Source organism: Acinetobacter sp. YH1901141 (genome assembly GCF_013416935.1).
In the GTDB taxonomy this organism is placed as follows: Bacteria; Pseudomonadota; Gammaproteobacteria; order Pseudomonadales; family Moraxellaceae; genus Acinetobacter; species Acinetobacter towneri.
Genome location: NZ_VPEY01000008.1, coordinates 61,041 through 85,987, shown reverse-complemented (window position 1 = coordinate 85,987; position 24,947 = coordinate 61,041). Strand labels below are relative to the sequence as shown.

Genomic DNA, 24,947 nt, shown 5'->3' with positions numbered 1-24,947 from the left:
CTAGCAGTTATTAACCCTTTCGGCTTGTAAAATCAGCTCAAGCTGCCAAACAAGTATCCATCGTCATGCGACCAACAGTTTTGTTTAAGAACTGCGCATTTAAAATAGCAACCAAAACTTATACTAGATAAGCCATCTATACTATGTGGGATCAGCATTTTTCAAAAATACATCAGATAAACAGTAAGTTATTTAATTTTTATAGTGAAGATTAAAATAGCCTACAAACACATATCATAAAAAATATTCATATGACCTATAAAATAAATTAGAAAATCATAGCTCGATCTACTAAAATCGCTTTCTTTTGTTTACATCTTATTTCTCTCCCATGACGAATTTACGCACACGGGATATTATTGCCTTGGGTTTTATGACCTTTGCGCTATTTATTGGTGCAGGTAATATTATTTTCCCACCTATCGTGGCACAACAAGCGGGCGAACACGTCTGGCTTGCTGCGCTCGGCTTCCTCATTACCGCTGTTGGCTTACCCGTGATTACCATTATGGCGTTGTCACGTGTCGAAGGTTCTATACAAATTTTAAGTTCGCCGTTGGGTAAAATCGCAAGCTTAATTTTAACAGTCGTCTGTTATTTAGCGGTTGGCCCGCTTTTCGCTACACCACGTACAGCTACCGTCTCTTATGAAATTGGTTTCTCTGCCTATTTTGGCGATTCCGCGAACACCTTATTCATTTATAGCGCCATCTATTTTGCCTTGGTGATGTTAGTTTCACTGTATCCACACAAAATTTTAGATACAGTGGGCTATGTACTTTCCCCGCTTAAAATTCTGTCATTACTAATTTTAGGCATCACTGCATTTATTATTCCGACAGGTACAATTTCACCTGCCATTCACAATTATGTGAACAGTCCTGTATCTGAAGGCTTTATTAATGGTTATCTCACCATGGATACTTTAGGTGCATTGGTATTCGGGATTGTGATTATTAATGCGATTCGTTCACGTGGCGTGACTGATAAAAAACTCATCACCCGCTATGCAGTATGGGCAAGTTTAATTTCAGGGGTTGGTTTAACGTTAGTTTATCTAAGCCTATTTAAACTGGGGATGGGCAGTCACGATGTTGCCGCCAATGCCAGTAATGGTGCAGTCATTTTACATGCCTATGTGCAACATGCTTTTGGCGGATTTGGCTCGGTATTTTTAGCTGCAATGATTTTTATTGCCTGCATGGTTACGGCAATTGGACTGACATGCGCATGTGCTGGATATTTTGAGCAAATTACTAAAATTCATTATCGCCGTTGGGTATTTATTTTAGTGGGCTTTGCCTTTGTTATTTCCAATCTTGGACTCACCAAACTCATTGCAGTTTCAGTGCCTATTTTAAGCGCGATTTATCCACCTGCAATTGTGGTCATTCTACTCAGCTTTTTCTGGGGATTATTCCGTATTCCAACCCGCGTGATTGCACCTACTGCCGCAGTTGCATTGCTCTTTGGCATCATTGATGCAATGAAGGCCGCAGACTTAGCTAGATTCTTGCCAACCACACTGACCAATTTTCCCCTGAGTGAACAAAACCTCGCTTGGTTGATTCCTGCATTACTGATTTTTGTATTCGCTGCAATTCATGATCGAATGAAAAAATAGCCAGTACGGACTTCGAGCTCGGCTATTTTTTCAAGTCATGCTCTATTTTCGAGCTGTATTGTATTAAAGTCGTGTTTTATCCAAATACGAATTTAAGTTAGACAATAATTGTCAGGTTTTACCCAAACCCGCACTTATTGTTTCTTGTGCTAAAACTGCCTCTTTTTAAGGCAATTTATCAGTCATGATAATAGCAACCCAAATAATTATTTGGTATAAATAAACAAATGAAATTAAAATATTTTCAATAAAAAACTAAAACAAAATAAATCATTCACCCATTTTAAGCAGAGCTCAAATTAACGCTAAAGTCGTATAGTCGCCCTCAAAATTAGCTGGCATAAAATATGCAAGTACGATTGAAATCGTATTTAAATGGCTTAAAAAACACACTACTTTTTATTATTTTGTAAATAAATGATAACAAATAGTAGTATTTCATATGAAAATGATGTTTTTTATCAAAATATGACTATAAGGGCTTGAAATAGTTTGCTAAACAAGGTAGAACAATAAAACCAATCTGACTAAAATGCTCTGATTTTAGTGATTTATAACAAGGAGGGATGGAGATGTTTTCACATTTCAATACGCAAGTCTTCATTAACGCTCTGAAGGCTAACCAAAATCTAGTTACTTTTTTAAGCACCACTTTTGCACTGATGCTGACCCTATTGCTCCAAGGCTCAATTCAAGGCAACTTGAAACCAACCTATTTTTTATATGCCTTATTGGTATGTATAGCCTTTGCGATTTGGACATCCATTGACCAAAAGTTTCGTGAACATAAAAACGTAGAAGTTCATTAATCATACCCTAGCACCCACTCATTTTAGCTTTTTCGCTTTCACTTTGCGGCAGATGGATCACTCCTCTGCCGCCAAACTCAAAAAGTAGATTCTAATCATCATTCCTGATCTACAGCAAAAATCTCAAAATCTTCTACGGGCTACCAAGAAAAAATTAAACTGAGCAATTAGAATTACAACAATCCATAGATTGCGCCAAGCAATAACACACTAGTCCCACCCAATTCAGCCACAATCAATAACAGCATCGCCAAACTCATGCACCAACTTGGCAATGTCCATGCTGCAATTTGATGCGGTTGTTTAAATTGATTAGTGGTATCTTTAAGCAATCCATGCAAGATATAACTCAGAATAGAAAAGCTAAAAAATACTAAATTTAGAATCACACAAATTAAAATTACAGTGGCATCCCAAATACAAAAATAAGCCAAGACCGCTAAAATTAAACTTGCAGGTGCATATAACAAACTACTGCGATGTGCGATATCCACATAATAATGAGCACGCGCTTGGGCAGAAGCACGAATTTGCCAATATTTCCACACGCCTGTAAGCATCCCCACCCACAAAAATATTCCACTGAAAATAATCGCAAGGCGCACTGCCAAAGATAAACTTTCCATGTTTAACACTCTTTTATTTTTCGTGTGGCTATTTAACTACACTCGCAGACTACTAAGCTTGACTTTAGAGTCAGAATAAATACAAGTTTCTTTTTGGAACTCGTGTAAAGTAACTTTATTCTCATCATCCTTAAAACATTATGAGCACATTTGAAAGCTTAAATATTATATGTGCAGATGGTTATGCCCTCGCTGCCCGTTATTATCCAAATCAATATACACAAGCACAGCGTCTACCCGTCTTGATTTGTCCCGCGACAGGCATTACCAAGAATTTTTATCACGCTTTTGCCACATGGCTAAATGAACAAGGCTATGCTGTGCTGTGTTTTGATTTTCGTGGTATTGGTGATTCGTTACACGAACCATTGAAACAATGTGAAGCCAGTATTGTTGATTGGGGGCAGTTAGATATTCCTGCAGCAGTAAATACTTTGCTGCAAAAAACGCAAGCTGAACAAGTGGTTTTATTGGGACACAGCGCAGGCGGACAATTACTGGGGATTAATCCTGAATATCATAAAGTGGCAAAAGTCGTAGCTGTTTCAGGCTCTACAGGCCACACAAAAGGTTTAAAAGGTCGTACTCGCCTACTTGCCCCTGTGATGTTTAAAGTTATTTTTCCACTTGCCAGAATCACACATGGTTATGGCCCAACCAATGCAATTGGCATGGGCGAAAACCTACCTAAAAATGTGGCCCAACAATGGGCACAATTTTGTAGCAAACCCGGCTATGTCATCAATGCTATAGGCAAAACAGTTTCACAGCATTATCACGATGAAATTCGTTGCCCGATTACTGCTATTTGGAGTTCGGATGATGAGATTGCCACCGAAGCCAATGTGAAAGATTTACTCCGTCTCTATCCCCATGCATCGACTAATATGATTGAACTTAAACCAAAGCGTTATCAGCATAAAGCCATTGGGCATATGGCGATGTTTAAAAAGTCACATCGAAATTTATGGAATGTGATTGAAAATCAATTGGCAGTTTAATTTTTAGTGGCGAAGTCACATACAAATTAAACATTTGTTTTAGTTTCTCGCTTTTTCTTTTCCCTGTTTAAGCAACCAAATTTGTAATCCTGTTTGGTTGTTTCTTTTTTTCTATTCCATGCCACATTTCATGTTCAGCTTTTAAAATCCAGACTTATCGCTGATACACATTTTCAGGATGAAACATCACAATCTTTTTATTACACCATAAAAAAGCTCCACCATTTCGGTAGAGCTTTTTGAGTGATTTAATTCAAAGCTTAGTAATTAGCGTAAGCGAATCATCACAGTTTTAATACGGTTACCATCAAGTTCTGTCACTTCAAAGTGCACACCTTGATAATCCAACTGCGTGCCGACCTGAACTTCACCTTGGGTTTTATCTAAAATCAAACCTGCAACGCTAATGTAGCCTGCATCTTCTTCAATCAGATCCATCATACCCAGTTCAAGTTCAAGCTGGTATAAATCCAGCATACCTGTTGCTTTCCATTCGTTTTCATTGGTTTTAACCAAATCTAACTGTTCGTCTGCATCAGGGAATTCACCTGCAATCGCTTCAAACACATCAAGCGGTGAAATCAAACCTTGAACATTACCAAACTCATCGCTGACTAAAACCAAAGAACCTTTAGAGGTACGTAACGTATTGATCGCATCAATCACTTTCATTTTTTCAAAAATGTAAATTGGACGCTGACGTTTAATTAAAGCTTTAAGCTCTTCTTCTTCGTCCAATACATCCAACAACTCTTTGGCACGTACAATACTAATGACTTTATCTAAACTACCACGACACACTGGGAATAAGCTGTGTGGTACAGATAGAATCTGTTCGCGGATTTGTTCAGGTGAATCTTCAATATCGACCCATGAAATTTGGCTACGTGGCGTCATAATTGATGCGACTGAACGCTCTGCCAAGGTCAAGACACCACCAATCATGTAGCGTTCTTCATCTGCAAACGCTTCTTGCGCTTCGTTATGCAAATCAGGGCTACTGGTTTCAACTCGCCCCCCCATCAATTTTAAAATTGAATCTGCAGTACGGTGACGTAACGGAATTTTTGCTTCATGTTTTGCAACATTGCGCTGACCAAATTGGTTAAACGCTTCAATAGCAATCGCAACACCAATACCCGAATAGATATAACCTTTAGGGATATGGAAGCCAAAACCTTCTGCAATCAAGCTGATACCAATTAATAGTAAGAAGCTTAAACACAAAATCACCACTGTTGGATGACGGTTCACAAAAGCAGTTAATGGCTTAGATGCAAGTAACATCACCAACATTGCAACCACCATGGCAACCATCATCACATAGATGTTGTCGACCATGCCAATTGCGGTAATGACTGAGTCTAAAGAGAAAACTGCATCTAGAACAACAATTTGTGCTACAACTGCGGCAAAACTTGCATAAACCACATTGGTCGTGACTTTGACTTCGGGTTTGCCTTCCATCTTCTCGTGCAACTCTCCTACCGCCTTATAGACGAGGAACAAACCGCCACCCAAGAGAATGAGGTCACGCCCTGAAAAGGTTTTTTCAAATAAGGTAATTAACGGTTCGGTTAAAGTAACCAACCAAGAGATTGCAAATAACAATCCTAAACGCATAAACAACGCTAAAGATAAGCCAATCACACGGGCTTTATCACGCTGTTCTGGGGGTAATTTTTCTGCAAGAATTGCAATAAAGACTAGGTTATCAATACCTAATACGATTTCTAGAATAATAAGTGTAATTAAACCAACCCATATTCCCGGATCTAATAAAAACTCCATTAGTTCATAGCTCCGAGATAGTTAGCAGAAATCGAAATATAAAGTAGACCTGCGCACGGCGACGGATCCATAAAAGTAACCTTTTTAGCAATAGATAGCTTAATTATGCACAATCTTGAACATTTGTAATTAAATTTTTAATTTTTTTGAATAAAACTAAACAGTACGATCTATAAGATGGTTTTTACTTTATTTTTCACATTCTTAATTTTTTTAGAGCGATGACAGCCAAACAAAAGCCGTGAGAATGGATTAAAAATGTCAAATGAATTGTAATGTATTTTTAGACGCATTAGTCATAGATTACAACTGTAAGCCAACCCACACTTTAATCTAAACTTAAAATATTGATAAAAAACAACTATTGTTAAAAGATTAGACCAAAGCTTATAATTTTTTTGCAAAATTCAACGCAATAACCCGCACTTTTACCTAAAAGCCAAGTGTACAAATGTATTTTTTTAACTAAAATGCAGCCTAAGTTGATGGTTAAATTGATAATTCAACTTATAAAACCAGATAACTCACTACTAATCCAAACTAAAACAATTCTATAGGATTAATTGATATGACACATGAATATGGATTGAACTTAAACAAATGCCTACGCGCTTGGAAAAATAGCCATTTCAAAGCCAGCTTCTAAATCGAGATTCATCATATTTCGTCAGATTTCAACCAAATTTTAGCCACTGAAAGCATCTTGCTAAGCACATGAGTTTTCACATAAAATGTGAAATATCAAAAATACAATTAAAACAATGCAGGGAATATGCAATGTCCAAGAAATATTCAAAATTTCTACCATCCGCCGACCAATATGATATTGAACAATTTCCGTATTATTGGGTCACACAAGTACATGCTCAATATGTACAGAATGTCGATCAGGCACTTAAAAAGTATGGTTTAGATAATTCTCGCCGTCGTATTTTATTGGCATTAAGATCAAAAGCACATGCGAGTGTGTCTGATTTGTCAGACATGGTGGTGTCAAAAATGTCAACTACAACTAAAATTGTTTATCGTTTAAAAGATGAAGGTTTGGTTGAAACTTATTCTTGTGATGATGATGCGCGTATCACTCGTGTCGTGCTTACTGAAAAAGGTAATGAGATGACCAACAAAATTAATGATCTGACTAGCGTTGTTTTAGAGCAGTCATTTGATGGTTTAACTCCACTACAAATTGAAAAAATGATGGAAAGTTTACGTCATATTTTTAATAATTTAGCACGCTAAACATCACGTTATTGTTCCACATCTGTTCTTATCCTATATAAGCACAAGATGTACTTAAAGATCGAAAAAATTGAGCTGGGGGCTTACTTTTTCGATCTTTGCTTTTGGTACATGTGAACACTCAAACTCGTCTAAAGGAAAGCCCTGCACAAAGCTGTGTATGTTCGGTGTTTTCAAACTTAGCCATTCATCTAAACGTGCATGTGGAATAACAATAACAGAACGTTTGACTGGCCCAGGCTCATGAAATTCCTTCATCATCGCGTGATCAATTGCGTCCATGGTAATCATACTCGCAGAACGGACAATTTCTTCCGTGCCTTGCCCATCCTTTAAACGGCAAATTTCATACAGTGCTGCAATAAAAAAGGCCTGTCCATCTTTACGACGTACACCCCAACGCTGCGGTTTACTGTCTATATATTTGGATTCATAAAATTCTGACACAACAATCGCGCCAAATTTACACTTATAAGCAGCTTCACTAAAACTTGGTTTTTCTAATAAAGTTTCGTTACGGCAATTATAGGTTTTTTGCGCAATACTTCTGTCTTCCGCCCATTTGGGAATCAAGCCAAAATTCACCGAGCGCCACTCTAAACCTTGTTCAGACTTAAACAATAGTGGCACACTCGAATTTGGATACGCTTCTTCAGCATATTCAAACGGAATTTCAGGCAGACCTAATGCAGATAATTGCGCTATGCTTATTGGTTTAAAATTGGCACACATATACAAATTGGATGATTAGACACACGCACTATATTATGCGTTTTGATCATGAACAGTAAGTGCGCACCCACGCATTCCTTCTTACTCAAACAAAACGCAGGACAAATAATTACCGTTAAGCTGGCAATGTCAGCCAATGCGTGCGGGTAAATTCTTCAAATATCCAGCGCCCATTAAAACGACCTAAGCCTGAGTTTTTCTCACCACCAAACGGTGCATTGGCATGATCGGCAACGGTAATACCATTAATATGTGTCATTCCAACATCAAACTGTGCTGCAAATTCTGCACCGCGTTCTACATTTGTAGTGCATACAGCAGCAGATAAACCATAGCGTGTATCGTTCGCTAACTGTAAGGCATGTGCGGTATCTGCTGCATTGAGAATCGGTAAAATAGGTCCAAAACTTTCATTTTGTACAATTTCTGAATCGGCAGCGACATTCACAAAAACATGTGGTGCAACTAAGTTCCCCGTAACCCCGCCCGCATAAACCAATTCTGCACCCTGCGCCTGTGCTTTTTGAATAATATGCTGATGCTTTTTTACCTGTTCTGCATTAATAATTGGCCCAATCAAGGTGTCATTTTTATTCGGATCACCTACTACTAATTGCGACACACTTGCTAACAATTTTTCAAGATAGGCTGCATAAATAGACTGATCGACAATGACCCGATTGGTACTCATGCAAATTTGACCTTGATGCAAAAAGCGCCCCATCACAGTTAGTTCTACGGCCAAATCTATATCTGCATCATCCAAAATGACTAAAGGTGCATTGCCACCGAGTTCTAAGGCGACACGTTTTAAATGCTCACCCGCAACGGCCAGTTGCCCTACATGCTGTCCAACTTCTGTAGAGCCTGTAAATGAAATCATTTTAGGAGTTACATGCTCAACAAAGTAATCACCAATTTCACGACTCGCACCCGCCACCACATTGAGTACGCCTGCAGGCAAGTCTGCTTCTTCGAACAGTTTACCGAGTATAGTTCCACCTGTGACTGGCGTATCACTGGCAGGTTTGAGCACTACACTATTACCACAAGCAATCGCTGTAACCACTGAACGCATAGACAAATGGAAAGGGAAATTCCACGGACTGATCACAGCAATAACACCCAAAGGTTTACGCAAAACAACACTACGGACTTTCGGATCTTTGCTTTCCAGTTGCGTCGTGGTCATTTGCTCGGGAAATTGTGCAGCTTCTTGAATAATCCCTAAAGCAGCATCGACTTCGATATTGGCTTTTAAACGGGTACTGCCCGACTCATCAATCAGCCACTGGATAATTTCTTCGCGTCGTTGCTGAATGACTTGCTCTAAGTTCTTAATGATGTATTGACGCAGACTTGTGGATTGAATCAATTGTTCATCAAAAGCTTTTTGCGCTGTACTATAGGCACTATCAACATCTACCACGCTGGCGCCCTGCATCTCAAAAATTGTAGTTTGATGATATGGATTCAAGTTTGGAATGGTTTTAGTAGATGTCCCAACCGACCACTTGCCGCCAATAAATTGTTGATTCAAATCTTGATATGCTGGCATGTATTTGTCCTTGCGCTACTTTTTATATATGACTTTCACTCTACTCCGCAGCTTGATGTTTTTCTAGCAGCAAGTACATCCTGTAACTATTCAGCTGCAAAATTTTCAAAAAACCATAAGCAAAATACAGGCAACAAAAAAGCCTCCGAAGAGGCTCATTTGTTTGTATTACACAATCAGTAAATCAAATCCTAAAGGATTAATCACCTGTATAACCTTTTAACTTTAAACGCGCTGCGTGTAAAAGTGGCTCTGTGTAACCAGAAGGTTGCTCGCCACCTTTGAAGATCAAGTCAGATGCAGCTTGGAATGCAATGTTATTAGCAAAGTCGTTAGACATAGGCGTGTATAGTGGATCATCAGCATTTTGTTGATCTACAATTTTCGCCATGCGCTGCATTACTTCTTCAACCTGTTCACGCGTTACAATTCCGTGACGTAACCAGTTGGCAACGTGCTGAGAAGAAATACGTAAAGTTGCACGGTCTTCCATCAGGCCCACATCATTGATGTCTGGAACTTTAGAACAACCTACACCCAGATCAACCCAACGAACGACATAACCCAAGATACCTTGGCAGTTATTTTCCAGTTCTTTTAGTTTCTCTTCTTCAGACCAGTTGGTATCAGTTGCAAGAGGTGGAGTTAACAAATCATCTAAAGGCAATGCTTCAGTTGCAAGCAATTCTTGCTGACGGTTTGCTACATTAATTTGATGGTAGTGAATCGCGTGAATCACTGCACCTGTTGGAGACGGAACCCATGCACAGCTTGCGCCTGCTTCAGGATGTTCAGTCTTGGTTTTGTACATGTCTAACAGCATGTCTGGTTTTGGCCACATGCCTTTACCAATCTGTGCTTTACCACGTAGACCTGTTTGTAGACCTACCATGACGTTACGGTTTTCGTAAGCTGGGAACCATTTTTGGCCTTTGATTTCGCCTTTACGAACAAATGGACCTGCTTCCATGAAGGTATGGATTTCATCACCTGTACGATCCATGAAACCAGTGTTAATAAAGATGGTACGGTCTTTCGCCTGAGCAATACAGTTTTTCAGGTTAACAGAGGTACGACGCTCTTCATCCATGATACCGATTTTCAGGGTTTTAGCAGGTAAGCCAAGCGCTTGTTCAGCACGTTCAAACAGCTCAACCGCAAATGCTACTTCTTCTGGACCGTGCATTTTTGGCTTAACGATATACATAGAACCGGTACGTGAGTTCTTGATCGTGTTCTCACCACGGATATCAGCCACAGAAAGCAATGGAGTGACCAATGCATCCATGATGCCTTCATAAATTTCTTCGCCATCTACAAGGATCGCCGGGTTTGTCATCAAGTGACCCACGTTACGAAGCAGCATCAATGAACGGCCATGAACCTTGGTCTCACCGCCTTCAACATTTTTGAAGGTGCGGTCAGCATTTAGTTTACGGGTAATGGTCTTGCCATTTTTCTCGATAGACTCTTCAAGCGTACCTTTCATCAAGCCTAACCAGTTACGGTAGCCTTCAACTTTTTCTTCAGCATCAACTGCTGCAACAGAGTCTTCCAAGTCTTGAATCGTCGTTACAGCCGCTTCAAGCACAACATCTTTCACGCCAGCTGCATCTGTCTGTCCAATTGGGCTGTTTGCATCAATCTGGATGACTGCGTGCAGGCCGTTATTTTTCAGTACGATTTCAGTTGGTGCAGAAGCTTCGCCATTGTAACCAACGAATTTAGAGCTATCCGCAACAGTTGTTGTAGAACCATCTTTTAGGCGAACAACAAGTTTGTTTGCTTCTACAGCATATTGAGTCGCGTCGGCATGTGAACCTTGCGCCAATGGGAAAGTTTCATTTAAGAAGTTTTTCGCGAATGCAATTACTTTTTCACCACGAACTGGGTTGTAGCCTTTACCTTTTTCTGCGCCATTTTCTTCAGAAATAACGTCAAAACCGTAAAGTGCGTCATATAACGAACCCCAACGTGCGTTTGCTGCGTTCAAGCAATAACGTGCGTTACGTACAGGTACTACGAGCTGTGGACCAGCCAATAATGCGATTTCTTCATCAACATTTTCGGTGGTAATTTGAAAATCTTCTACTTCTGGTAATAAGTAGCCAATTTCAGTCAAGAAAGCTTTGTAAGCTTCTAATTCAAATGTATTATTGCGGTGCCATTCATCAATTTTAGCCTGAAGCTCATCACGCTTTGCGAGTAATGTTTTGTTCTTAGGGCTAAGATCGACAACGACTTGCTCAAAGTTTTTCCAGTATGTATCACTGTCCAAACCAGAACCTGGTAATGCTTCATTTTCGATGAAATCGTAAAGTTCTTTAGCAATCGCTAACTTGCCTTTTTGAATACGTGCAGTCATTGTCTTTCCTGATATTGCTACTTTTTATACAAGAGATTCTAGTATACTGATTTATATTTAGCTGAATAGTATTATCACATTTCAAAATAACGATCATTTATTACAAGATGAATGACAACAATCATCATAAATCCTGATCAGAAACACGACACTATTACTCATCTAAATACACTTTTACAGTGTATAAAGTTTTTGAAATGTCGAAATTAGACTTAAGTTCAGATTTTGTTGTAAAAATCGACGTCAGTCTTATTGCAACCCTTCAAGATTAAGCCATGTTTATGACAAAATGTCGATAAAACCAACAGTCACATCTTTTCTATCATAAAAAAGCGCCTAGTTCTAGGCGCTTAAAAGATCAACTGATTTGATGTTTGGCTTCGGTGGCCTGTATCTGTCGATGTTCTTCATTTAAGTAATCATCAGACTGCATTTCCAATAAACGTGAACGTGTGCGTTCAATTTCAAATGCCAGTTTTTCGCCCTGATAAATTTCAATAATCGAATCTTCAGAAGTCAGTAATAACTTGACACCACGATCATAAAATTCATCGACCAAATAAATAAAACGACGTGTTCCTTCAGACAAGAAGTCTGTTAAATGCGGTACATTGCTCACCAAAACCGTGTTGTAGATGTTGGCAATTTCAATAAAGTCTGCAGGACTACGCGGTTTAAAGCACAGTTCTGAAAATTCACACCACAACACATCTTCAGTATGCGCAATTGTTTCAACAATACGTTGGTTGATAATAATTGGCTCAGAAGAATAATGTTGTGTATTACTCAAAGCACTGAAACGCTGTGCCATCCAGTTTTGATTATCATGCGTTAAAGGCGATTTAAATAATTGCGCCTGTTTCAAAACACGTAAGCGATAATCTACACCAGCATCGACATTTAGCACTTGGCAATGTTTTTTGACCATTTCAATGGTTGGAATAAAACGATCTCGATGGATACCATTTTTATATAAACCGTCTGGGGCGATGTTAGATGTTGCCACCAAAGTAATGCCACGATGGAATAATTTTTGGAACAAGTCACTCAGAATCATCGCATCAGTCACGTTAGATACGAAAAATTCATCGAAACAAATCACCACTGCATCTTTATAAATTTGGTCTGCAACAGAATCGAGCGGGTTACGCTGCCCTGAAAGTTTGTTCAGTTCACGATGCACATGCTGCATAAAGTGGTGAAAGTGCATACGTGTTTTACGTCTAAATGGAATCGAGTCGTAAAACTGATCCATGAGCCATGTTTTACCACGACCTACACCACCCCACATATAAACACCCTGTGGTGCTGTTTGGCGGCGGAAACGGCGGAACGCTTTTTTTGATGCTTTATAGCGTTGAATTAATTCCTGCCACACACGCTCAAGTTCGTGTACAGCCTGCGCCTGCGCATCATCTGGCATAAATTGTCCAAAGGCTAACGCTTGTGCATAACGCTCCGCAGGCGATAATGGAGTAAAGGCTGTGGTTTGTGGCGAATTAAAATCAGACATATTCATCAGTACTTATTTGGGCAAATAGATTATAACGAAGATCGAATCACGAGATATAGCACTTTGGCATAGTTTGCAAAATACTTAGGCTATTTTGTATATTGGCGTGGACTTTGTCCAAACCACCGCTTAAAGGCATGATTAAATGCTGCGGGTTCTGAATAACCAAGTAACTCTGCAATCATTTCAATTGAATATTCCTGATATTCAATTAATCGCAATGCTTTATCTTTGATGAGATCTTCACGAATTTGTTTATAACTGGTGTTCAGTTGTTGCAGTTGATGGCGCAATGTCCGTTCAGGAATTTGCAAAGCATGTGCTGTTTCTGCCATGCTCGGCATACTGCCCTGTTGTAACTCCAAATAATCTTTTACGCGCTGCACTACCGAAGGCGCATCATCTTCAAGTTTAAGTCGCTCTAACTCAATCACACACTTGGCTTCATAACTGCTAAAAGTGACTGCATCGGCAGAGGGAATACGTGCTGTGAGAACTGCATCATCAAACCAAAATGCTGCTTGTGATTGATTAAAAACAATATCTTGACCGTAATAATCATAAAAAGTTTGCAAAACTTCACTTTGCTGCGGCTGTACAAATGGCAATTCTATGCGAATACGTGGCGCACTCATCCCCATCATTTTATATAGGTCTTGAATAAATTTGAATGTGCCTGAAATTTCACACTGCGCACGTAATACACCTAAACTACTATGTAAATCATTGGGTTGATAACACAATGCAATATGTCGCGTGCTATGTTGTAAACTTAGTTTCCCGCTTAAATGCGTCAATCCCTGATATTGAATCCCTTTTTCTAATGCAGTGGCAATATCTGGACTGGTCACCAATAACATCAATAAAGGACCATAACCTGCCAAAGCATAATGCTGTCCAATAAACAGCCCCATTTCAGGTTCTACATCTTCACCAATCACTTTTAGAATATCCCATTCCAAACTCGGATGAATGATTGAACTGGTATCTAGCGCATCTGCACGCAAGCCGATACTTTGCAATTTTGCATCGACATCAACGCCTGCTTTACGCATGCCTTGTATTAAATACATTAAGCCAAGTATGGATCTTTTCATAAAATGAACAGTGCGAAACGGAATATCCTTTTTACCCGATTTGTCCACAGATAGAAATTGCCGAAAATATCAATTTTTATGTCAGCACGATCATGTTACCGCATGCTGGCTTATTCTATCCTGACTCAAACAAACTCAAATCAAACAAAATAAATATAAGGATATCTTCATGCAGGATGCAGCAGCGTATTATCAAGTCGCAATTATTGGTGCAGGCTTTGGCGGATTAGCCATGGCGATTCGTTTACTACAACGCAATATTCATAACTTTGTGATTTTAGAAAAGTCTGATGAAGTGGGTGGTACTTGGCGTGAAAATCAATACCCTGGTGCGGCTTGTGATGTGCAGTCGCATCTGTATTCATTGTCATTTGCACCCAAAACTGACTGGTCAAAACGCTATGCCGAAGCACCAGAAATTTTTCAATATATTCAAGATGTGGTGCAACAATTTAATCTGCGTGAATATTGCCAATTTAACAGCGAAGTGGTGCATACCGAATACCATGAAAAAGACTGTGTATGGCATGTTGCGTTAAAAGATGGCAGACAATTGAGTTGCCAATATTTAGTCTTTGCTTCTGGCCCACTGCATGTGCCACAAATCCCGCACATTAAAGGCATTGAAAAGTTTCAGGGCAAGGTTTTTCACTCGTCTCAATGGGATCATCAATACAACTTAAATAGCAAAGTTGTGGCATCTATTGGCACAGGCGGCAGCGCGATTCAATACATTCCTGAAATTGCACCTCAAGTTAAACAGTTATATGTCATGCAACGTACAGCTGCATGGGTCATTCCACGAGATGAACGCAAATATCTGAATATTGAGAAAAAACTGTTTAAACAAGCAGACTGGTTTAGAAAATTGCATCGTGCGCGTTTGTATTGGTCGAATGAATCACGTGCAATTCCAATCATGCAACCTAGCGTGATGAAATATACCCAAAAACTGGCAGAAGCCTTTATTCGTTTTCAGGTCAAAGACAAACAATTGGCACAAAAACTCACGCCTGACTACATTATGGGATGTAAACGTATTTTAGTGTCCAATAAATACTTCCCAACTTTTAACCGTGACAACGTCGAATTAGTGACTGATGCAATACAGGAATTGACTGCAGACAGCATCATCACCAAAGATGGTAAAATGCGAAAAATTGATTGTCTGATTTATGGCACAGGCTTTATTACCGATCCGCGTATCTATCTACAGCCATTTAGCTGCATTGGTGAACATGGCGTTGAATTAAAACAGGCATGGAAAGATGGCGCAGAAAGCTATTACGGCATTAGCCACAAAGGTTTTCCGAACCTGTTTCAGTTGCTTGGGCCAAATACAGTTTTGGCGCATAACTCGGTTATTTTTATGATCGAATCGCAAGTCGATTACATTCTGCAAATGATGGATTTGGTGGCACAATCACAGAGCAATGCAATTGTAGTAAAAGATCAAGTACAAGATCAATTTAACCACGATGTGCAAGACATGCTAAATAACACGGTTTGGCAATCTGGCTGTGTAAGTTGGTATCAACAAGATGGTGGAAAAAACTTTGCACTTTGGCCAACCTATACTTGGAAATATTGGCTAAAAACCAAGTCGCTGCATCCGAGTGATTTCAGATTAATCAGTAAAGCGGCATAAATTTCCGCTTTTAAAAGCAAACTGGCATAATCAACAGGTTTTTATCTATCTCCCACCTGTTGATCTCATGCAATCTCTTTGGCTGATTTTCCAATTACTCTGCTGTTTATGTCTAGGCTTTGTACTGGCAAAACGCCTCCCTCGAATAATCGAAAAAATTGCGTTTCAACTGCTTCCATATTTTAGCTATATCCTGCTAATTGCAATTGCGATGGAATTTTCACAAACGCTCGGTTCACTACAGCAGCCATCGCATATTCTATCTACAGCTTTACAGATTGCATTTGCTACATCAATTGGTGCTTTTCTGTGTTGTTATTTGCTTTACAAAGGTTTGGGGCTGCAAGCAACGCAAGGCAAAGTTTCATTACAGTTGTTGATTCAATCCTGCATCAACATCAGTTATGCCTTTTTTGCACTTTTGGCAGGCTACGTGCTGCATCTACTTTTTAGTGCTATGGATTTCCAAGTTCAGATCAACACTTGGTATTTACTGTTGCTGTTTATGTGGATGATTGGACTCGATCTCGCTTATTCGCCTTTAGATCGTTCTTGGCTGAATTGGAAAATTTTAATGGTGCCCGTAGGCTGTATTTTCGGTTCAGTTGCAGGGGTACTACTTTGCGCACTTTGGCTCCCCATCGCTCTACAAGATTTGCTTATGCTCTCACAAGGTTATGGATTTTATTCCATGAGCGGGATTGTGGTGTCGGAACTTCGCAATGCCGAATTGGGTAGTATTGCGTTAATGAATGATTTATTCAGAGAGATTTTTGCGATATTGCTGATGTATATTTTGGGATGGCGTTATCCACGTGCTGCAATTTCTGCCGCAGGCGCAACTGCCATGGACGTCACTTTGCCCATGGTAAAACAAGCCTGTGGCAACGATTTTATTCCACATGCCATGGTCAGTGGATTTGTATTGTCAATCCTTGCACCCATTGCTGTAAGTGTATTGGCTGCTATTTAAAAAGAATCAACAATTGTCCTCTCTCCCTCTGGGAGAGAGTTGGAGAGAGGGTTTGCGCTCTATTTAGGCGAGAGTTAGAGAGAGGGCTTATCTCCCTTTTAGAGAGTCAGCGATAGTAAAATTAAAGCGTCGCTAAAATATCTTTCAAAGTCTGACGTGGATTTTCAGATTTTGTAATTGGACGACCAATCACCAAATGCGTAGAACCATCCAGCATAGCTTGTTTGGGAGTCACAATACGTTTTTGATCATCGGCATTTGAGCCTTCAGGACGAATCCCTGGAGTTACTAAGGCAAAATCCTGCCCTAAGATTTCACGCAACATTTTGGCTTCTTGCGCAGAACACACCACACCATCTAAACCACTTTCTTGAGTGAGTTTAGCTAAACGCTGAACTTGCTCAAAAGGCTCAATATCTAAACCTAAATCTTTTAAATCTTCACGCCCCATAGAGGTTAGTACAGTCACTGCAATCAGTTGAGTCTGATAATTCCCTGCTTTTAAACGCTCCACACAGGTTTCCATCATTTTACGACCACCTGAGGCATGCACGTTGACCATCCATACGCCTAAATCTGCTGCAGCACATACAGCCTGAGCCGTTGTATTTGGAATATCGTGAAATTTCAAATCTAGAAAAACCTCAAAACCTTTATCATGCAAGGCTTTCACGACTGCAGGACCTTCATGGGTAAATAACTCTTTACCAACTTTTACTCGACATAATGCAGGGTCTAATTGTTCTGCAATGGTTAAGGCGTCATATTGGCTTTTAGCATCGAGGGCAACAATGATACTCAAGAGAATTACCTATGGATTTGACAAAGAGTCGCTATTATAAAGTGATTCGTGCCAAGCAGATAGTCAAAAAGACAGCTTATCCCCCATCGCAGCGATAATCAGCCATTCGTCAAAGGCACACATAAAAAAACACCCCAAGATAACCTTGAGGTGTTGATGATCAATTCGCTCAACAGAGCAAATTAAAGTGCATTAGAAGAACGATCTTCAGTATGCACATCTAATACCGTTTTTTCATGACGAGTATGCGCAGCAGCTTCAGCAGCAGCCAGTTGAGCTGCATGAATTTGCTCTTTGCGTAGGTATTCAATATCTTTACGTAGTCGCTTAATTTCCCAACTATTTTGGAATACACGGAAAACCTGCACGCCCAACAATAACCCTAGCACCAAACCAAGTGCCAATGTAATCAGTAGCAATAGACCCAAACGCATTGCAGGCACTTGAGTAAATAACAGGTCAACTGAAAGTTCAGTGCCGTTTTGCAAAACCAATGCCAGAGAATATCCAAATAGAATAACTAAAATAGCGACTAGAACGTAACGCATAAACACCCCTAGGAATTTTATTTATTTACAGACTCGTTTACTGCATCACGTAGTGCTTTACCCGGTTTAAAGTGCGGTACAGCTTTAGCCGCAACTTCTACAGACTTACCTGTTTTTGGGTTACGACCTACACGTGGTTCACGGTGATGCAATGCAAAACTACCGAATCCACGAATTTCAATTCGGTTATCTGCCGATAGTGATGCAATCATTTGATCAATCATGATCTTCACAGCTTCTTCCACCAATGGCTCAGCCAAATGTGGATTTTTCAAAGCAATTCGTTCTATCAAATCAGACTTATTAAGTGCTTCAGTAGTCATCTGCGACCTCTTTAATTATCAAGCTACTTGTACCTAAACTGATAATAACCTGTTTAAATACAAAACGGTAGCGTAATAATTGAATACTACGCTACCGTTTACAGTATTTGTGTAAAAAGTATGTGCTAATTTACATTAACCATACAGTTTACCCGCAACTTAGTTGCCCATTTGAGCTTTGATCAAGTCACCAATTGTCTTAGGACCATTGTCTTGACCGCTAGTTGCAGTTTTCAAGTTAGCAACAGCTTCTTTCTCTTCAGCTTCGTCTTTCGCTTTGATAGACAAGTTGATAGAGCGAGATTTACGGTCTACGTTGATGATTTTCGCTTCAACTTCTTGACCAACTTCCAAGAACTTAGTTGCATCTTCAACGCGATCACGGTTGATTTCAGATGCTTTAAGTGTTGCTTCAACTTCGTCAGCTAACTTAACAGTTGCGCCACGAGCATCAACAGCAGTTACAGTACCTTTAACCAAAGCACCACGTTCGTTAGCAGCTAAGAAATCGTTGAATGGATCGCTGTTCAATTGCTTGATACCAAGGCTGATACGGTTGCCTTCAGCGTCTACAGAAAGGATAACCGCTTCAACAGTGTCACCTTTCTTGTAACGACGAATAGCTTCTTCGCCTTGCTCGTTCCAAGAAATGTCAGACAAGTGAACTAGACCATCGATACCGCCTGGTAAACCGATGAAGATACCGAAGTCAGTGATTGACTTGATTGTACCTGAAACTTTTTCACCTTTGTCATGGTTCTTAGCAAACTCTTCCCATGGGTTAGCACGAGTTTGTTTGATACCAAGAGAAATACGACGACGCTCTTCGTCCACTTCAAGAACCATAACGTCAACTTCGTCACCAATCTGAACAACTTTAGATGGGTGGATGTTTTTGTTAGTGTGGTCCATTTCTGAAACGTGTACTAAACCTTCAACGCCTTCAGCGATTTCTGCGAAACAGCCGTAGTCAGTTAAGTTTGTTACGCGAGCTTTAACGATAGAACCTTTAGGATAACGGCTCATGATCGCTAACCATGGATCTTCGCCTAATTGCTTAAGACCTAAAGATACGCGGTTACGCTCTTTGTCAAATTTAAGTACTTTAACAGTAACTTCTTGACCCACTTCAACCACTTCTGATGGATGCTTGATACGTTTCCAAGCCATGTCAGTGATGTGAAGAAGACCGTCAATACCGCCAAGGTCAACGAATGCACCGTAGTCAGTAAGGTTCTTAATCGTACCAGTAACAGTTTGACCTTCTTCAAGCTGAGCAAGAAGCGCTTCACGGTCAGCTGAAGATTCAGCTTCCATAACTGCACGACGAGATACAACAACGTTGTTACGTTTAGCATCAAGTTTGATAACTTTGAACTCTAACTCTTTACCTTCAAGGTGAGTTGTGTCACGGATAGGACGAGTGTCTACCAAAGAACCTGGTAAGAACGCACGAACTGGACCGATGTCTACAGTGAAACCGCCTTTAACTTTACCAGAGATAACACCAGTAACGATTTCGCCGTCTTCAAAGATTTTTTCAAGTTTAGTCCAAGTTTCAGCACGTTTCGCTTTTTCACGTGATAAAACAGTTTGGCCCATACCGTTGTCAAGTGCTTCAACAACAACATCAACGGTGTCACCAACTTGAACTTCAAGTTCGCGTTGTTCGTTTAAGAATTCAGCGCGGTCAACAACGCCTTCTGATTTAAGGCCAGTATCAACTGTTACCCAGTCAGAGTCGATGCTTACTACAACGCCTTGGATGACAGCACCCTTTTCAACGTTGAGGTTTAATTCGCTTTCTTCAAAGAGGGCTGCAAAAGATTCGGTCATGATATACCTGATAAAGTCAGCGGTCTTGGATCAGACAAGGCCGGTTTAGTTAAGCGTCTACATAGTCCGTATAGAACTGATCAAGCTATGCGTTCGCTGAATAGGTTTATTTCACGCGGTTAAGCGCGGCAAATAGCAAGCTTCTGATCGACATAAGCTGTCATTAATGCAAATACTTCATCAATGTTCAACTCAGAACTATCAATGATGTAAGCATCTTCTGCAGGCTTGAGCGGAGCAACTGTGCGCTCCATGTCTCGTTTGTCGCGAGCCTGTATATTCGCTAAAATGTCGCTTATTTTAGCATCCAGCCCCATACCCTGCAACTGTTTTACTCGTCTTTGTGCACGCGACTCTGCCGAAGCAGTTAAATAAATTTTAGCCTGCGCATTTGGAAAAATACTGGTCGCCATATCGCGTCCATCTGCAACCAAGCCTGGTGCTTGGGCAAAGGCATGCTGACGTGCAAGTAATGCTGTGCGCAATTCAGGTACTGCCGCAACTTTTGAGGCATATTCCCCCACACGTTCGGTACGTATGGTTTGCGTGACATCTTCACCATCAAGCAACACTTGTGTGCCATCTGGCTGGGTCACAAATTGAATATTGAGCTGTGTTGCAATGGCAACGCATTGACTCAGTTCAGTATCAAGTTGATCTAGCAAATTCTGCTTATGTAACGCCAAACCCAACAAACGATACAACGCACCAGAGTCGAGTAAATGAAACTGATAATATGCTGCCAATTTTGCCGCGAGTGTGCCTTTACCTGAACCGCTAGGGCCATCAATGGTAATAATTTGAACCGTCATGCTGTTTCCGAAATGATTAGAGAGATTTTGCGAGTTTGGATAAACCAATTTTAATTGCAGTTTTCAACTGCGCAAGAATAGCTTTGCTCACAAACGGAACTCGCGCTTGTAGCTCAATGCTATACGTGACCAAGGTTTTGTGATCTGCCACTTGCTGAAATTCAATTGTACCCAAATGATGTTTGATCAATGGATTTTTAATGATTTTATATCCAATCCGCTGATTCGGTTCAAGCACGGTAATTTGCTCTTGCAAAGGTTTAATTGGCCCAATCCCCATACGACGCACCGAACCTACACCATCTGGACGTTCAGGGTCAGCAGAGTCTTTAATGCGCACCACTTGCATTGGTGCAAATGCAATATTATAAGTTGCATGTTTAGAAAGTAATTCAAATACTTGCGCAACTGGCGCATTAAATTCTTTTTTAATTTGAATAGCGTGCATGGTTTGCCCTGATGATGAATGCTATGTTGTGTTTGATTTAGTTTAACGCAAATCAAGCCTAAAACTCAGAACTGGTTTTGATCATGGAGGTCATTTATCAACTATTGCTGCTTTTGTTGTTTCTTTTGCGCACGGCGCATCTTAAAAAAATCACTCAACTGGGCTGAACATTGCTGCTCTAAACAACCTGATTGATACTCAAAAATATGATTGTAATAGCCTGACTCTAAAAGCTTTCTAGCACTGATCAATGAGCCGGCTTTGGGTTCAGTTGCTCCAAATACCACACGTTTGATTCGCGCATGAATGAGCGCACCCACACACATGGTACAAGGCTCCAGTGTGACATAAAGCGTGGCATCTTCAGGTAAACGATAATTTTGAATATGATCACATGCTGCACGGATTGCCACAATTTCGGCATGTGCGGTTGCGTCGTGTAAGGAAATAGGCGCGTTATAACCCGCGCCAATCACTTGATTTTGACTAACGATGACAGCCCCCACAGGAATTTCTCCCTGTGCTGCAGCCAAAGCAGCCTGCGCATAGGCAAGCTGCATCCAGTCTTCATCACTATAGTTCTGTTCTGACATTTAAATATGAGTAAAAATCAATACGAATTAAATAATCTCGTATTGTTTCAATAACTCATTCCAGCTTTCAATGCTCGTCACAGGTGGATTGTCTGCAAAAATGGTTTTGAGCTGCACTGGCCCATTTTGCTGCCAAGCTGGTGCAAGGTCTTTATCGACCAAACGTGCGCGCACACCTTCGACAAAATCTGCGTGGCGAATTTTCCAGTCTGAAATTTGCGTTTCCAGTTCAAACACTTCATTCCAAGCGTGAACCTTCTTACCCCATTGCCATAGTAACCACGTTAAAGCTGCTGTGGTTGGTGAACCTTTTTGCAAGTTTTCACTGGCTTGACGTAACCAATCGCTACGTGCATCGCTTAGACCAATGATGGATTCATAATCACTTTCAAAACTCACACCACGGCACACGCTTTGAATCACATCCAAAGAATTCTGTAGCGGCCCAGGCCCTACAGGACGGTGCATGCTGTTCAAGGTATCATCAATGGCACGGAAGTCACCTGCAGGGTAATGATTCCAGTCAATATTAATGACTTTTTCTAATACAGAAGCGCGTTGTGCATCACAAATATGGGTTGCCCAACCAATACCATACGCACCTGCAGCAGTCATAATTGAACCCGTTAAACCTGTGAACAAGCCAATCGCACCACGGTCAGCCAAGAAACGAGTTGCCCCTACATCTGGGTATAAACCAATGTTAATTTCTGGCATAGCTAAACGTGAATACGGTGTCACCAAACGGAATGGTGCAGCCATAAATAGACCTAAGCCACCACCCATGACATAACCTTCACCCCACACTAAAACAGGCTTGGCATAGTTATGTAGCAACAAGTCCAACGCATATTCTTGCTCAAAGAATTTATTGGCAGTTGCAACCTCATCATTAATGACAAGCTGACGTAATTTACGCACATCACCGCCTGCACAAAATGCTTTTGGTGTGGTCGAATCTAGCCAAATTGCTTTTACGCTATCATCGGTATGAAAGTCTTCAAATACTGCCAATAATGCAGAAACAATAGATTCATCTAAAGCATGCAAAGATTTTGGGCGATTCAAACGTACAATGCGCCAACCGTTATTTGCTTCTTCGACAATTAAATCCGGATGATATTCTTTAGAAATGGGAGAATGTGTCATGCGTCCAGCTGCCAGTCTATAGGCTCAATGCCATTTTGTTTAAGATAATTATTTGATTTTGAAAATACTTTACATCCAAAAAAACCACCGCGGTTTGCTGCCAATGGGGATGGATGCGCTGCCTTCAAAATCAGATGTTTATTTGGATCTATACGTTGTCCTTTACGTTGTGCATACGCGCCCCACAAAATAAACACAATATGCTCACGTTGTTGATTTAACACATCAATCACATGATCTGTAAAATCTTCCCAACCCTGCTTTTGGTGCGAGGTTGGTTGTCCTGCTTCTACTGTTAACACGCTGTTGAGCAGCAATACCCCTTGCTCTGCCCAATGGGTTAAATCACCGTGTCTTGGAATAGGCACACCTAAATCTGTATGTAACTCATGGAAAATATTACGCAAAGATGGTGGCAATGCAACCCCTCTTTGTACAGAAAAACTAAGTCCATGTGCCTGATTAGGTCCATGATAAGGGTCTTGCCCAATAATCACGACTTTCACCTGATTTAAAGGCGTGGTATTTAGAGCATTAAATATCAGTGAACTTGGTGGATAAATCACCTTATTCTGTTGTTTTTCCTGCAACAAAAAATCGCGTAGCGCATCCATTTGTGGACTCAATAAAAATTCAGCTAGATTGTATTTCCAACTCTCATCTAACTGAACTTTATTTAAGCTCGCGTATTGCTGCTCAGAAAAAGACATACCGCTATCAATCCTTGTTGATGTCTAATGATGTGATTTAAAGTTTAACTTGTAACTCGACATTCGGGTTTTGGAATGTCATCCCCTGTTTTAATTTTTCATACATTTGTGGGTCTGACCATTCTGTCTGTACTTGCTCAGAGAAATGAATTTGATCCAGACTTAGCAATCCCATCTGCGCATTTTCAATATCTTCCAAAAAGCTTTGTGCATAGCCTGTATCAGTTTCATGTACAATCACAGAATAGACTTCTACATCACCTTCCCCATTTTGTGTGATGGTTGATGCCAAAACTTGTTGTGCCAAATAAAAGAAAATACGTGAAAACTGCTCTGCTGATGGCGATACTGGTAAAGATACCCAACGTGCGCTGAACGTTTTGCAGGCTTGAATATATGCAGGGTCATCCTGCTCCCAAAAACAAATGGCATGATCGAAGGCATCAAATAATTCTTTGATTACACCTTTAAGCAAACCAAAGTCATACACCATTTGTCCATGATCAAGTTTTGAAGCTTTCAGTAATAATTCTACTTTATAGCTATGACCATGAATCGAGCGCTTACAGCGGTCTGAAGTGCAATTACGCACAATATGCGCATTTTCAAACTTAAATAACTTTCGAATTAACATGGGTCTTAACGTCATCAAAATATTTGGGGGATATTCTTTTTAATTATAATGCAAAACGTGAACAATAAGCCAATTTTAGCCCGCAGATTGCCAGACAAAAATCGTAATGATCA

Annotated in this window: 23 protein-coding genes; 6 read left to right on the top strand and 17 right to left on the bottom strand. The window is 40.3% G+C overall.

What is annotated here, in order from left to right; translation table 11 throughout:
• Positions 1–331: 331 nt before the first annotated feature.
• Together brnQ and FTV52_RS06555 are read left to right on the top strand one after the other, a co-directional pair.
• Positions 332–1,624, top strand: a complete 1,293-nt coding sequence (gene brnQ, locus FTV52_RS06560; protein WP_179990290.1) for a branched-chain amino acid transport system II carrier protein — start codon at positions 332–334, stop codon at positions 1,622–1,624.
• 572 nt (positions 1,625–2,196) lie between these two features.
• The gene (locus tag FTV52_RS06555) at positions 2,197–2,433 is read left to right on the top strand and encodes a hypothetical protein (protein ID WP_004976747.1); all 237 of its coding nucleotides are present in this window, start codon (positions 2,197–2,199) and stop codon (positions 2,431–2,433) included.
• Positions 2,434–2,606: 173 nt separating this feature from the next.
• Here FTV52_RS06555 and FTV52_RS06550 read toward each other — a convergent pair whose 3' ends face one another.
• Entirely contained in the window at positions 2,607–3,059 is a 453-nt protein-coding gene (locus FTV52_RS06550) for a hypothetical protein (RefSeq protein WP_004976749.1), read from the bottom strand.
• A gap of 140 nt (positions 3,060–3,199) precedes the next feature.
• On the opposite strand from FTV52_RS06550, the gene FTV52_RS06545 reads away from it, so the two are divergent.
• Positions 3,200–4,060, top strand: coding sequence for an alpha/beta fold hydrolase (locus FTV52_RS06545; RefSeq protein WP_096901415.1), 861 nt, complete (start codon positions 3,200–3,202; stop codon positions 4,058–4,060).
• A gap of 267 nt (positions 4,061–4,327) precedes the next feature.
• Here the strand turns inward: FTV52_RS06545 and FTV52_RS06540 are convergent, their stop codons facing one another.
• Positions 4,328–5,851, bottom strand: coding sequence for a TerC family protein (locus tag FTV52_RS06540; protein ID WP_004976753.1), 1,524 nt, complete (start codon positions 5,849–5,851; stop codon positions 4,328–4,330).
• Positions 5,852–6,628: 777 nt separating this feature from the next.
• Between FTV52_RS06540 and FTV52_RS06535 the strand changes: the two genes are divergently transcribed.
• Positions 6,629–7,093, top strand: coding sequence for a MarR family winged helix-turn-helix transcriptional regulator (locus FTV52_RS06535; RefSeq protein WP_004976754.1), 465 nt, complete (start codon positions 6,629–6,631; stop codon positions 7,091–7,093).
• A gap of 54 nt (positions 7,094–7,147) precedes the next feature.
• Here the strand turns inward: FTV52_RS06535 and FTV52_RS06530 are convergent, their stop codons facing one another.
• From FTV52_RS06530 to FTV52_RS06510, 5 genes are all read right to left on the bottom strand, one after another.
• Positions 7,148–7,825 (bottom strand): SOS response-associated peptidase family protein, encoded by a 678-nt coding sequence (locus FTV52_RS06530; protein ID WP_096901413.1) that lies wholly within the window; start codon positions 7,823–7,825, stop codon positions 7,148–7,150.
• Positions 7,826–7,940: 115 nt separating this feature from the next.
• Positions 7,941–9,383, bottom strand: coding sequence for an aldehyde dehydrogenase family protein (locus tag FTV52_RS06525; protein WP_179990288.1), 1,443 nt, complete (start codon positions 9,381–9,383; stop codon positions 7,941–7,943).
• Positions 9,384–9,582: 199 nt separating this feature from the next.
• The gene (locus tag FTV52_RS06520) at positions 9,583–11,748 is read right to left on the bottom strand and encodes a malate synthase G (RefSeq protein ID WP_004976757.1); all 2,166 of its coding nucleotides are present in this window, start codon (positions 11,746–11,748) and stop codon (positions 9,583–9,585) included.
• A gap of 358 nt (positions 11,749–12,106) precedes the next feature.
• Positions 12,107–13,261, bottom strand: a complete 1,155-nt coding sequence (gene zapE, locus FTV52_RS06515) for a cell division protein ZapE (protein WP_179990286.1) — start codon at positions 13,259–13,261, stop codon at positions 12,107–12,109.
• 89 nt (positions 13,262–13,350) lie between these two features.
• Positions 13,351–14,358 (bottom strand): AraC family transcriptional regulator, encoded by a 1,008-nt coding sequence (locus FTV52_RS06510; RefSeq protein ID WP_171501106.1) that lies wholly within the window; start codon positions 14,356–14,358, stop codon positions 13,351–13,353.
• A 169-nt stretch (positions 14,359–14,527) separates the two neighbouring features.
• On the opposite strand from FTV52_RS06510, the gene FTV52_RS06505 reads away from it, so the two are divergent.
• Together FTV52_RS06505 and FTV52_RS06500 are read left to right on the top strand one after the other, a co-directional pair.
• The gene (locus FTV52_RS06505; protein WP_154320792.1) at positions 14,528–16,006 is read left to right on the top strand and encodes an NAD(P)/FAD-dependent oxidoreductase; all 1,479 of its coding nucleotides are present in this window, start codon (positions 14,528–14,530) and stop codon (positions 16,004–16,006) included.
• A 67-nt stretch (positions 16,007–16,073) separates the two neighbouring features.
• A complete protein-coding gene (locus FTV52_RS06500; RefSeq protein WP_004976767.1) occupies positions 16,074–16,979 on the top strand; it encodes a lysine exporter LysO family protein in 906 nt (301 codons plus the stop codon).
• 121 nt (positions 16,980–17,100) lie between these two features.
• Here the strand turns inward: FTV52_RS06500 and pyrF are convergent, their stop codons facing one another.
• The 10 genes from pyrF to FTV52_RS06450 form a co-directional block, all read right to left on the bottom strand.
• On the bottom strand, positions 17,101–17,781 hold the full coding sequence (pyrF, locus tag FTV52_RS06495; RefSeq protein WP_019836519.1) for an orotidine-5'-phosphate decarboxylase: 681 nt from the start codon (positions 17,779–17,781) through the stop codon (positions 17,101–17,103).
• Between the two features lie 182 nt (positions 17,782–17,963).
• Positions 17,964–18,329 (bottom strand): lipopolysaccharide assembly protein LapA domain-containing protein, encoded by a 366-nt coding sequence (locus tag FTV52_RS06490; RefSeq protein ID WP_004976771.1) that lies wholly within the window; start codon positions 18,327–18,329, stop codon positions 17,964–17,966.
• Between the two features lie 17 nt (positions 18,330–18,346).
• Positions 18,347–18,652: an integration host factor subunit beta gene (locus FTV52_RS06485; protein WP_004976773.1), complete on the bottom strand. Its 306-nt coding sequence runs from the start codon at positions 18,650–18,652 to the stop codon at positions 18,347–18,349.
• Between the two features lie 159 nt (positions 18,653–18,811).
• Positions 18,812–20,488, bottom strand: a complete 1,677-nt coding sequence (gene rpsA / locus FTV52_RS06480) for a 30S ribosomal protein S1 (RefSeq protein WP_004976774.1) — start codon at positions 20,486–20,488, stop codon at positions 18,812–18,814.
• A 119-nt stretch (positions 20,489–20,607) separates the two neighbouring features.
• Positions 20,608–21,300 (bottom strand): (d)CMP kinase, encoded by a 693-nt coding sequence (gene cmk, locus FTV52_RS06475; RefSeq protein ID WP_154320795.1) that lies wholly within the window; start codon positions 21,298–21,300, stop codon positions 20,608–20,610.
• 16 nt (positions 21,301–21,316) lie between these two features.
• A complete protein-coding gene (locus tag FTV52_RS06470) occupies positions 21,317–21,748 on the bottom strand; it encodes an SRPBCC family protein (RefSeq protein WP_179990284.1) in 432 nt (143 codons plus the stop codon).
• Positions 21,749–21,849: 101 nt separating this feature from the next.
• Positions 21,850–22,341 (bottom strand): tRNA adenosine(34) deaminase TadA, encoded by a 492-nt coding sequence (gene tadA, locus FTV52_RS06465; RefSeq protein WP_004976782.1) that lies wholly within the window; start codon positions 22,339–22,341, stop codon positions 21,850–21,852.
• 27 nt (positions 22,342–22,368) lie between these two features.
• Entirely contained in the window at positions 22,369–23,490 is a 1,122-nt protein-coding gene (locus FTV52_RS06460) for an enoyl-CoA hydratase/isomerase family protein (RefSeq protein WP_004976784.1), read from the bottom strand.
• Positions 23,487–24,200, bottom strand: a complete 714-nt coding sequence (gene ung, locus FTV52_RS06455; RefSeq protein WP_179990283.1) for a uracil-DNA glycosylase — start codon at positions 24,198–24,200, stop codon at positions 23,487–23,489. The genes FTV52_RS06460 and ung overlap by 4 nt, the downstream gene beginning before the upstream one ends.
• Before the next feature lie 37 nt (positions 24,201–24,237).
• A complete protein-coding gene (locus FTV52_RS06450) occupies positions 24,238–24,834 on the bottom strand; it encodes a 6-carboxytetrahydropterin synthase (RefSeq protein ID WP_104851897.1) in 597 nt (198 codons plus the stop codon).
• Between the last annotated feature and the right edge of the window lie 113 nt (positions 24,835–24,947).

Bases quoted from the DNA above. Each gene is read 5' to 3' on its own strand.
- FTV52_RS06505 (WP_154320792.1), top strand. From the start codon at position 14,528: ATGCAGGATGCAGCAGCGTATTATCAAGTCGCAATTATTGGTGCAGGC.
- ung (WP_179990283.1), bottom strand. From the start codon at position 24,200: ATGTCTTTTTCTGAGCAGCAATACGCGAGCTTAAATAAAGTTCAGTTA.
- FTV52_RS06500 (WP_004976767.1), top strand. From the start codon at position 16,074: ATGCAATCTCTTTGGCTGATTTTCCAATTACTCTGCTGTTTATGTCTA.
- cmk (WP_154320795.1), bottom strand. From the start codon at position 21,300: ATGACGGTTCAAATTATTACCATTGATGGCCCTAGCGGTTCAGGTAAA.
- FTV52_RS06520 (WP_004976757.1), bottom strand. From the start codon at position 11,748: ATGACTGCACGTATTCAAAAAGGCAAGTTAGCGATTGCTAAAGAACTT.
- FTV52_RS06530 (WP_096901413.1), bottom strand. From the start codon at position 7,825: ATGTGTGCCAATTTTAAACCAATAAGCATAGCGCAATTATCTGCATTA.
- brnQ (WP_179990290.1), top strand. From the start codon at position 332: ATGACGAATTTACGCACACGGGATATTATTGCCTTGGGTTTTATGACC.
- FTV52_RS06550 (WP_004976749.1), bottom strand. From the start codon at position 3,059: ATGGAAAGTTTATCTTTGGCAGTGCGCCTTGCGATTATTTTCAGTGGA.
- FTV52_RS06540 (WP_004976753.1), bottom strand. From the start codon at position 5,851: ATGGAGTTTTTATTAGATCCGGGAATATGGGTTGGTTTAATTACACTT.
- FTV52_RS06460 (WP_004976784.1), bottom strand. From the start codon at position 23,490: ATGACACATTCTCCCATTTCTAAAGAATATCATCCGGATTTAATTGTC.
- FTV52_RS06510 (WP_171501106.1), bottom strand. From the start codon at position 14,358: ATGAAAAGATCCATACTTGGCTTAATGTATTTAATACAAGGCATGCGT.
- tadA (WP_004976782.1), bottom strand. From the start codon at position 22,341: ATGTCAGAACAGAACTATAGTGATGAAGACTGGATGCAGCTTGCCTAT.
- rpsA (WP_004976774.1), bottom strand. From the start codon at position 20,488: ATGACCGAATCTTTTGCAGCCCTCTTTGAAGAAAGCGAATTAAACCTC.
- FTV52_RS06450 (WP_104851897.1), bottom strand. From the start codon at position 24,834: ATGTTAATTCGAAAGTTATTTAAGTTTGAAAATGCGCATATTGTGCGT.
- zapE (WP_179990286.1), bottom strand. From the start codon at position 13,261: ATGTCTGATTTTAATTCGCCACAAACCACAGCCTTTACTCCATTATCG.
- FTV52_RS06525 (WP_179990288.1), bottom strand. From the start codon at position 9,383: ATGCCAGCATATCAAGATTTGAATCAACAATTTATTGGCGGCAAGTGG.
- FTV52_RS06490 (WP_004976771.1), bottom strand. From the start codon at position 18,329: ATGCGTTACGTTCTAGTCGCTATTTTAGTTATTCTATTTGGATATTCT.
- FTV52_RS06545 (WP_096901415.1), top strand. From the start codon at position 3,200: ATGAGCACATTTGAAAGCTTAAATATTATATGTGCAGATGGTTATGCC.
- FTV52_RS06535 (WP_004976754.1), top strand. From the start codon at position 6,629: ATGTCCAAGAAATATTCAAAATTTCTACCATCCGCCGACCAATATGAT.
- FTV52_RS06485 (WP_004976773.1), bottom strand. From the start codon at position 18,652: ATGACTACTGAAGCACTTAATAAGTCTGATTTGATAGAACGAATTGCT.
- FTV52_RS06470 (WP_179990284.1), bottom strand. From the start codon at position 21,748: ATGCACGCTATTCAAATTAAAAAAGAATTTAATGCGCCAGTTGCGCAA.
- FTV52_RS06555 (WP_004976747.1), top strand. From the start codon at position 2,197: ATGTTTTCACATTTCAATACGCAAGTCTTCATTAACGCTCTGAAGGCT.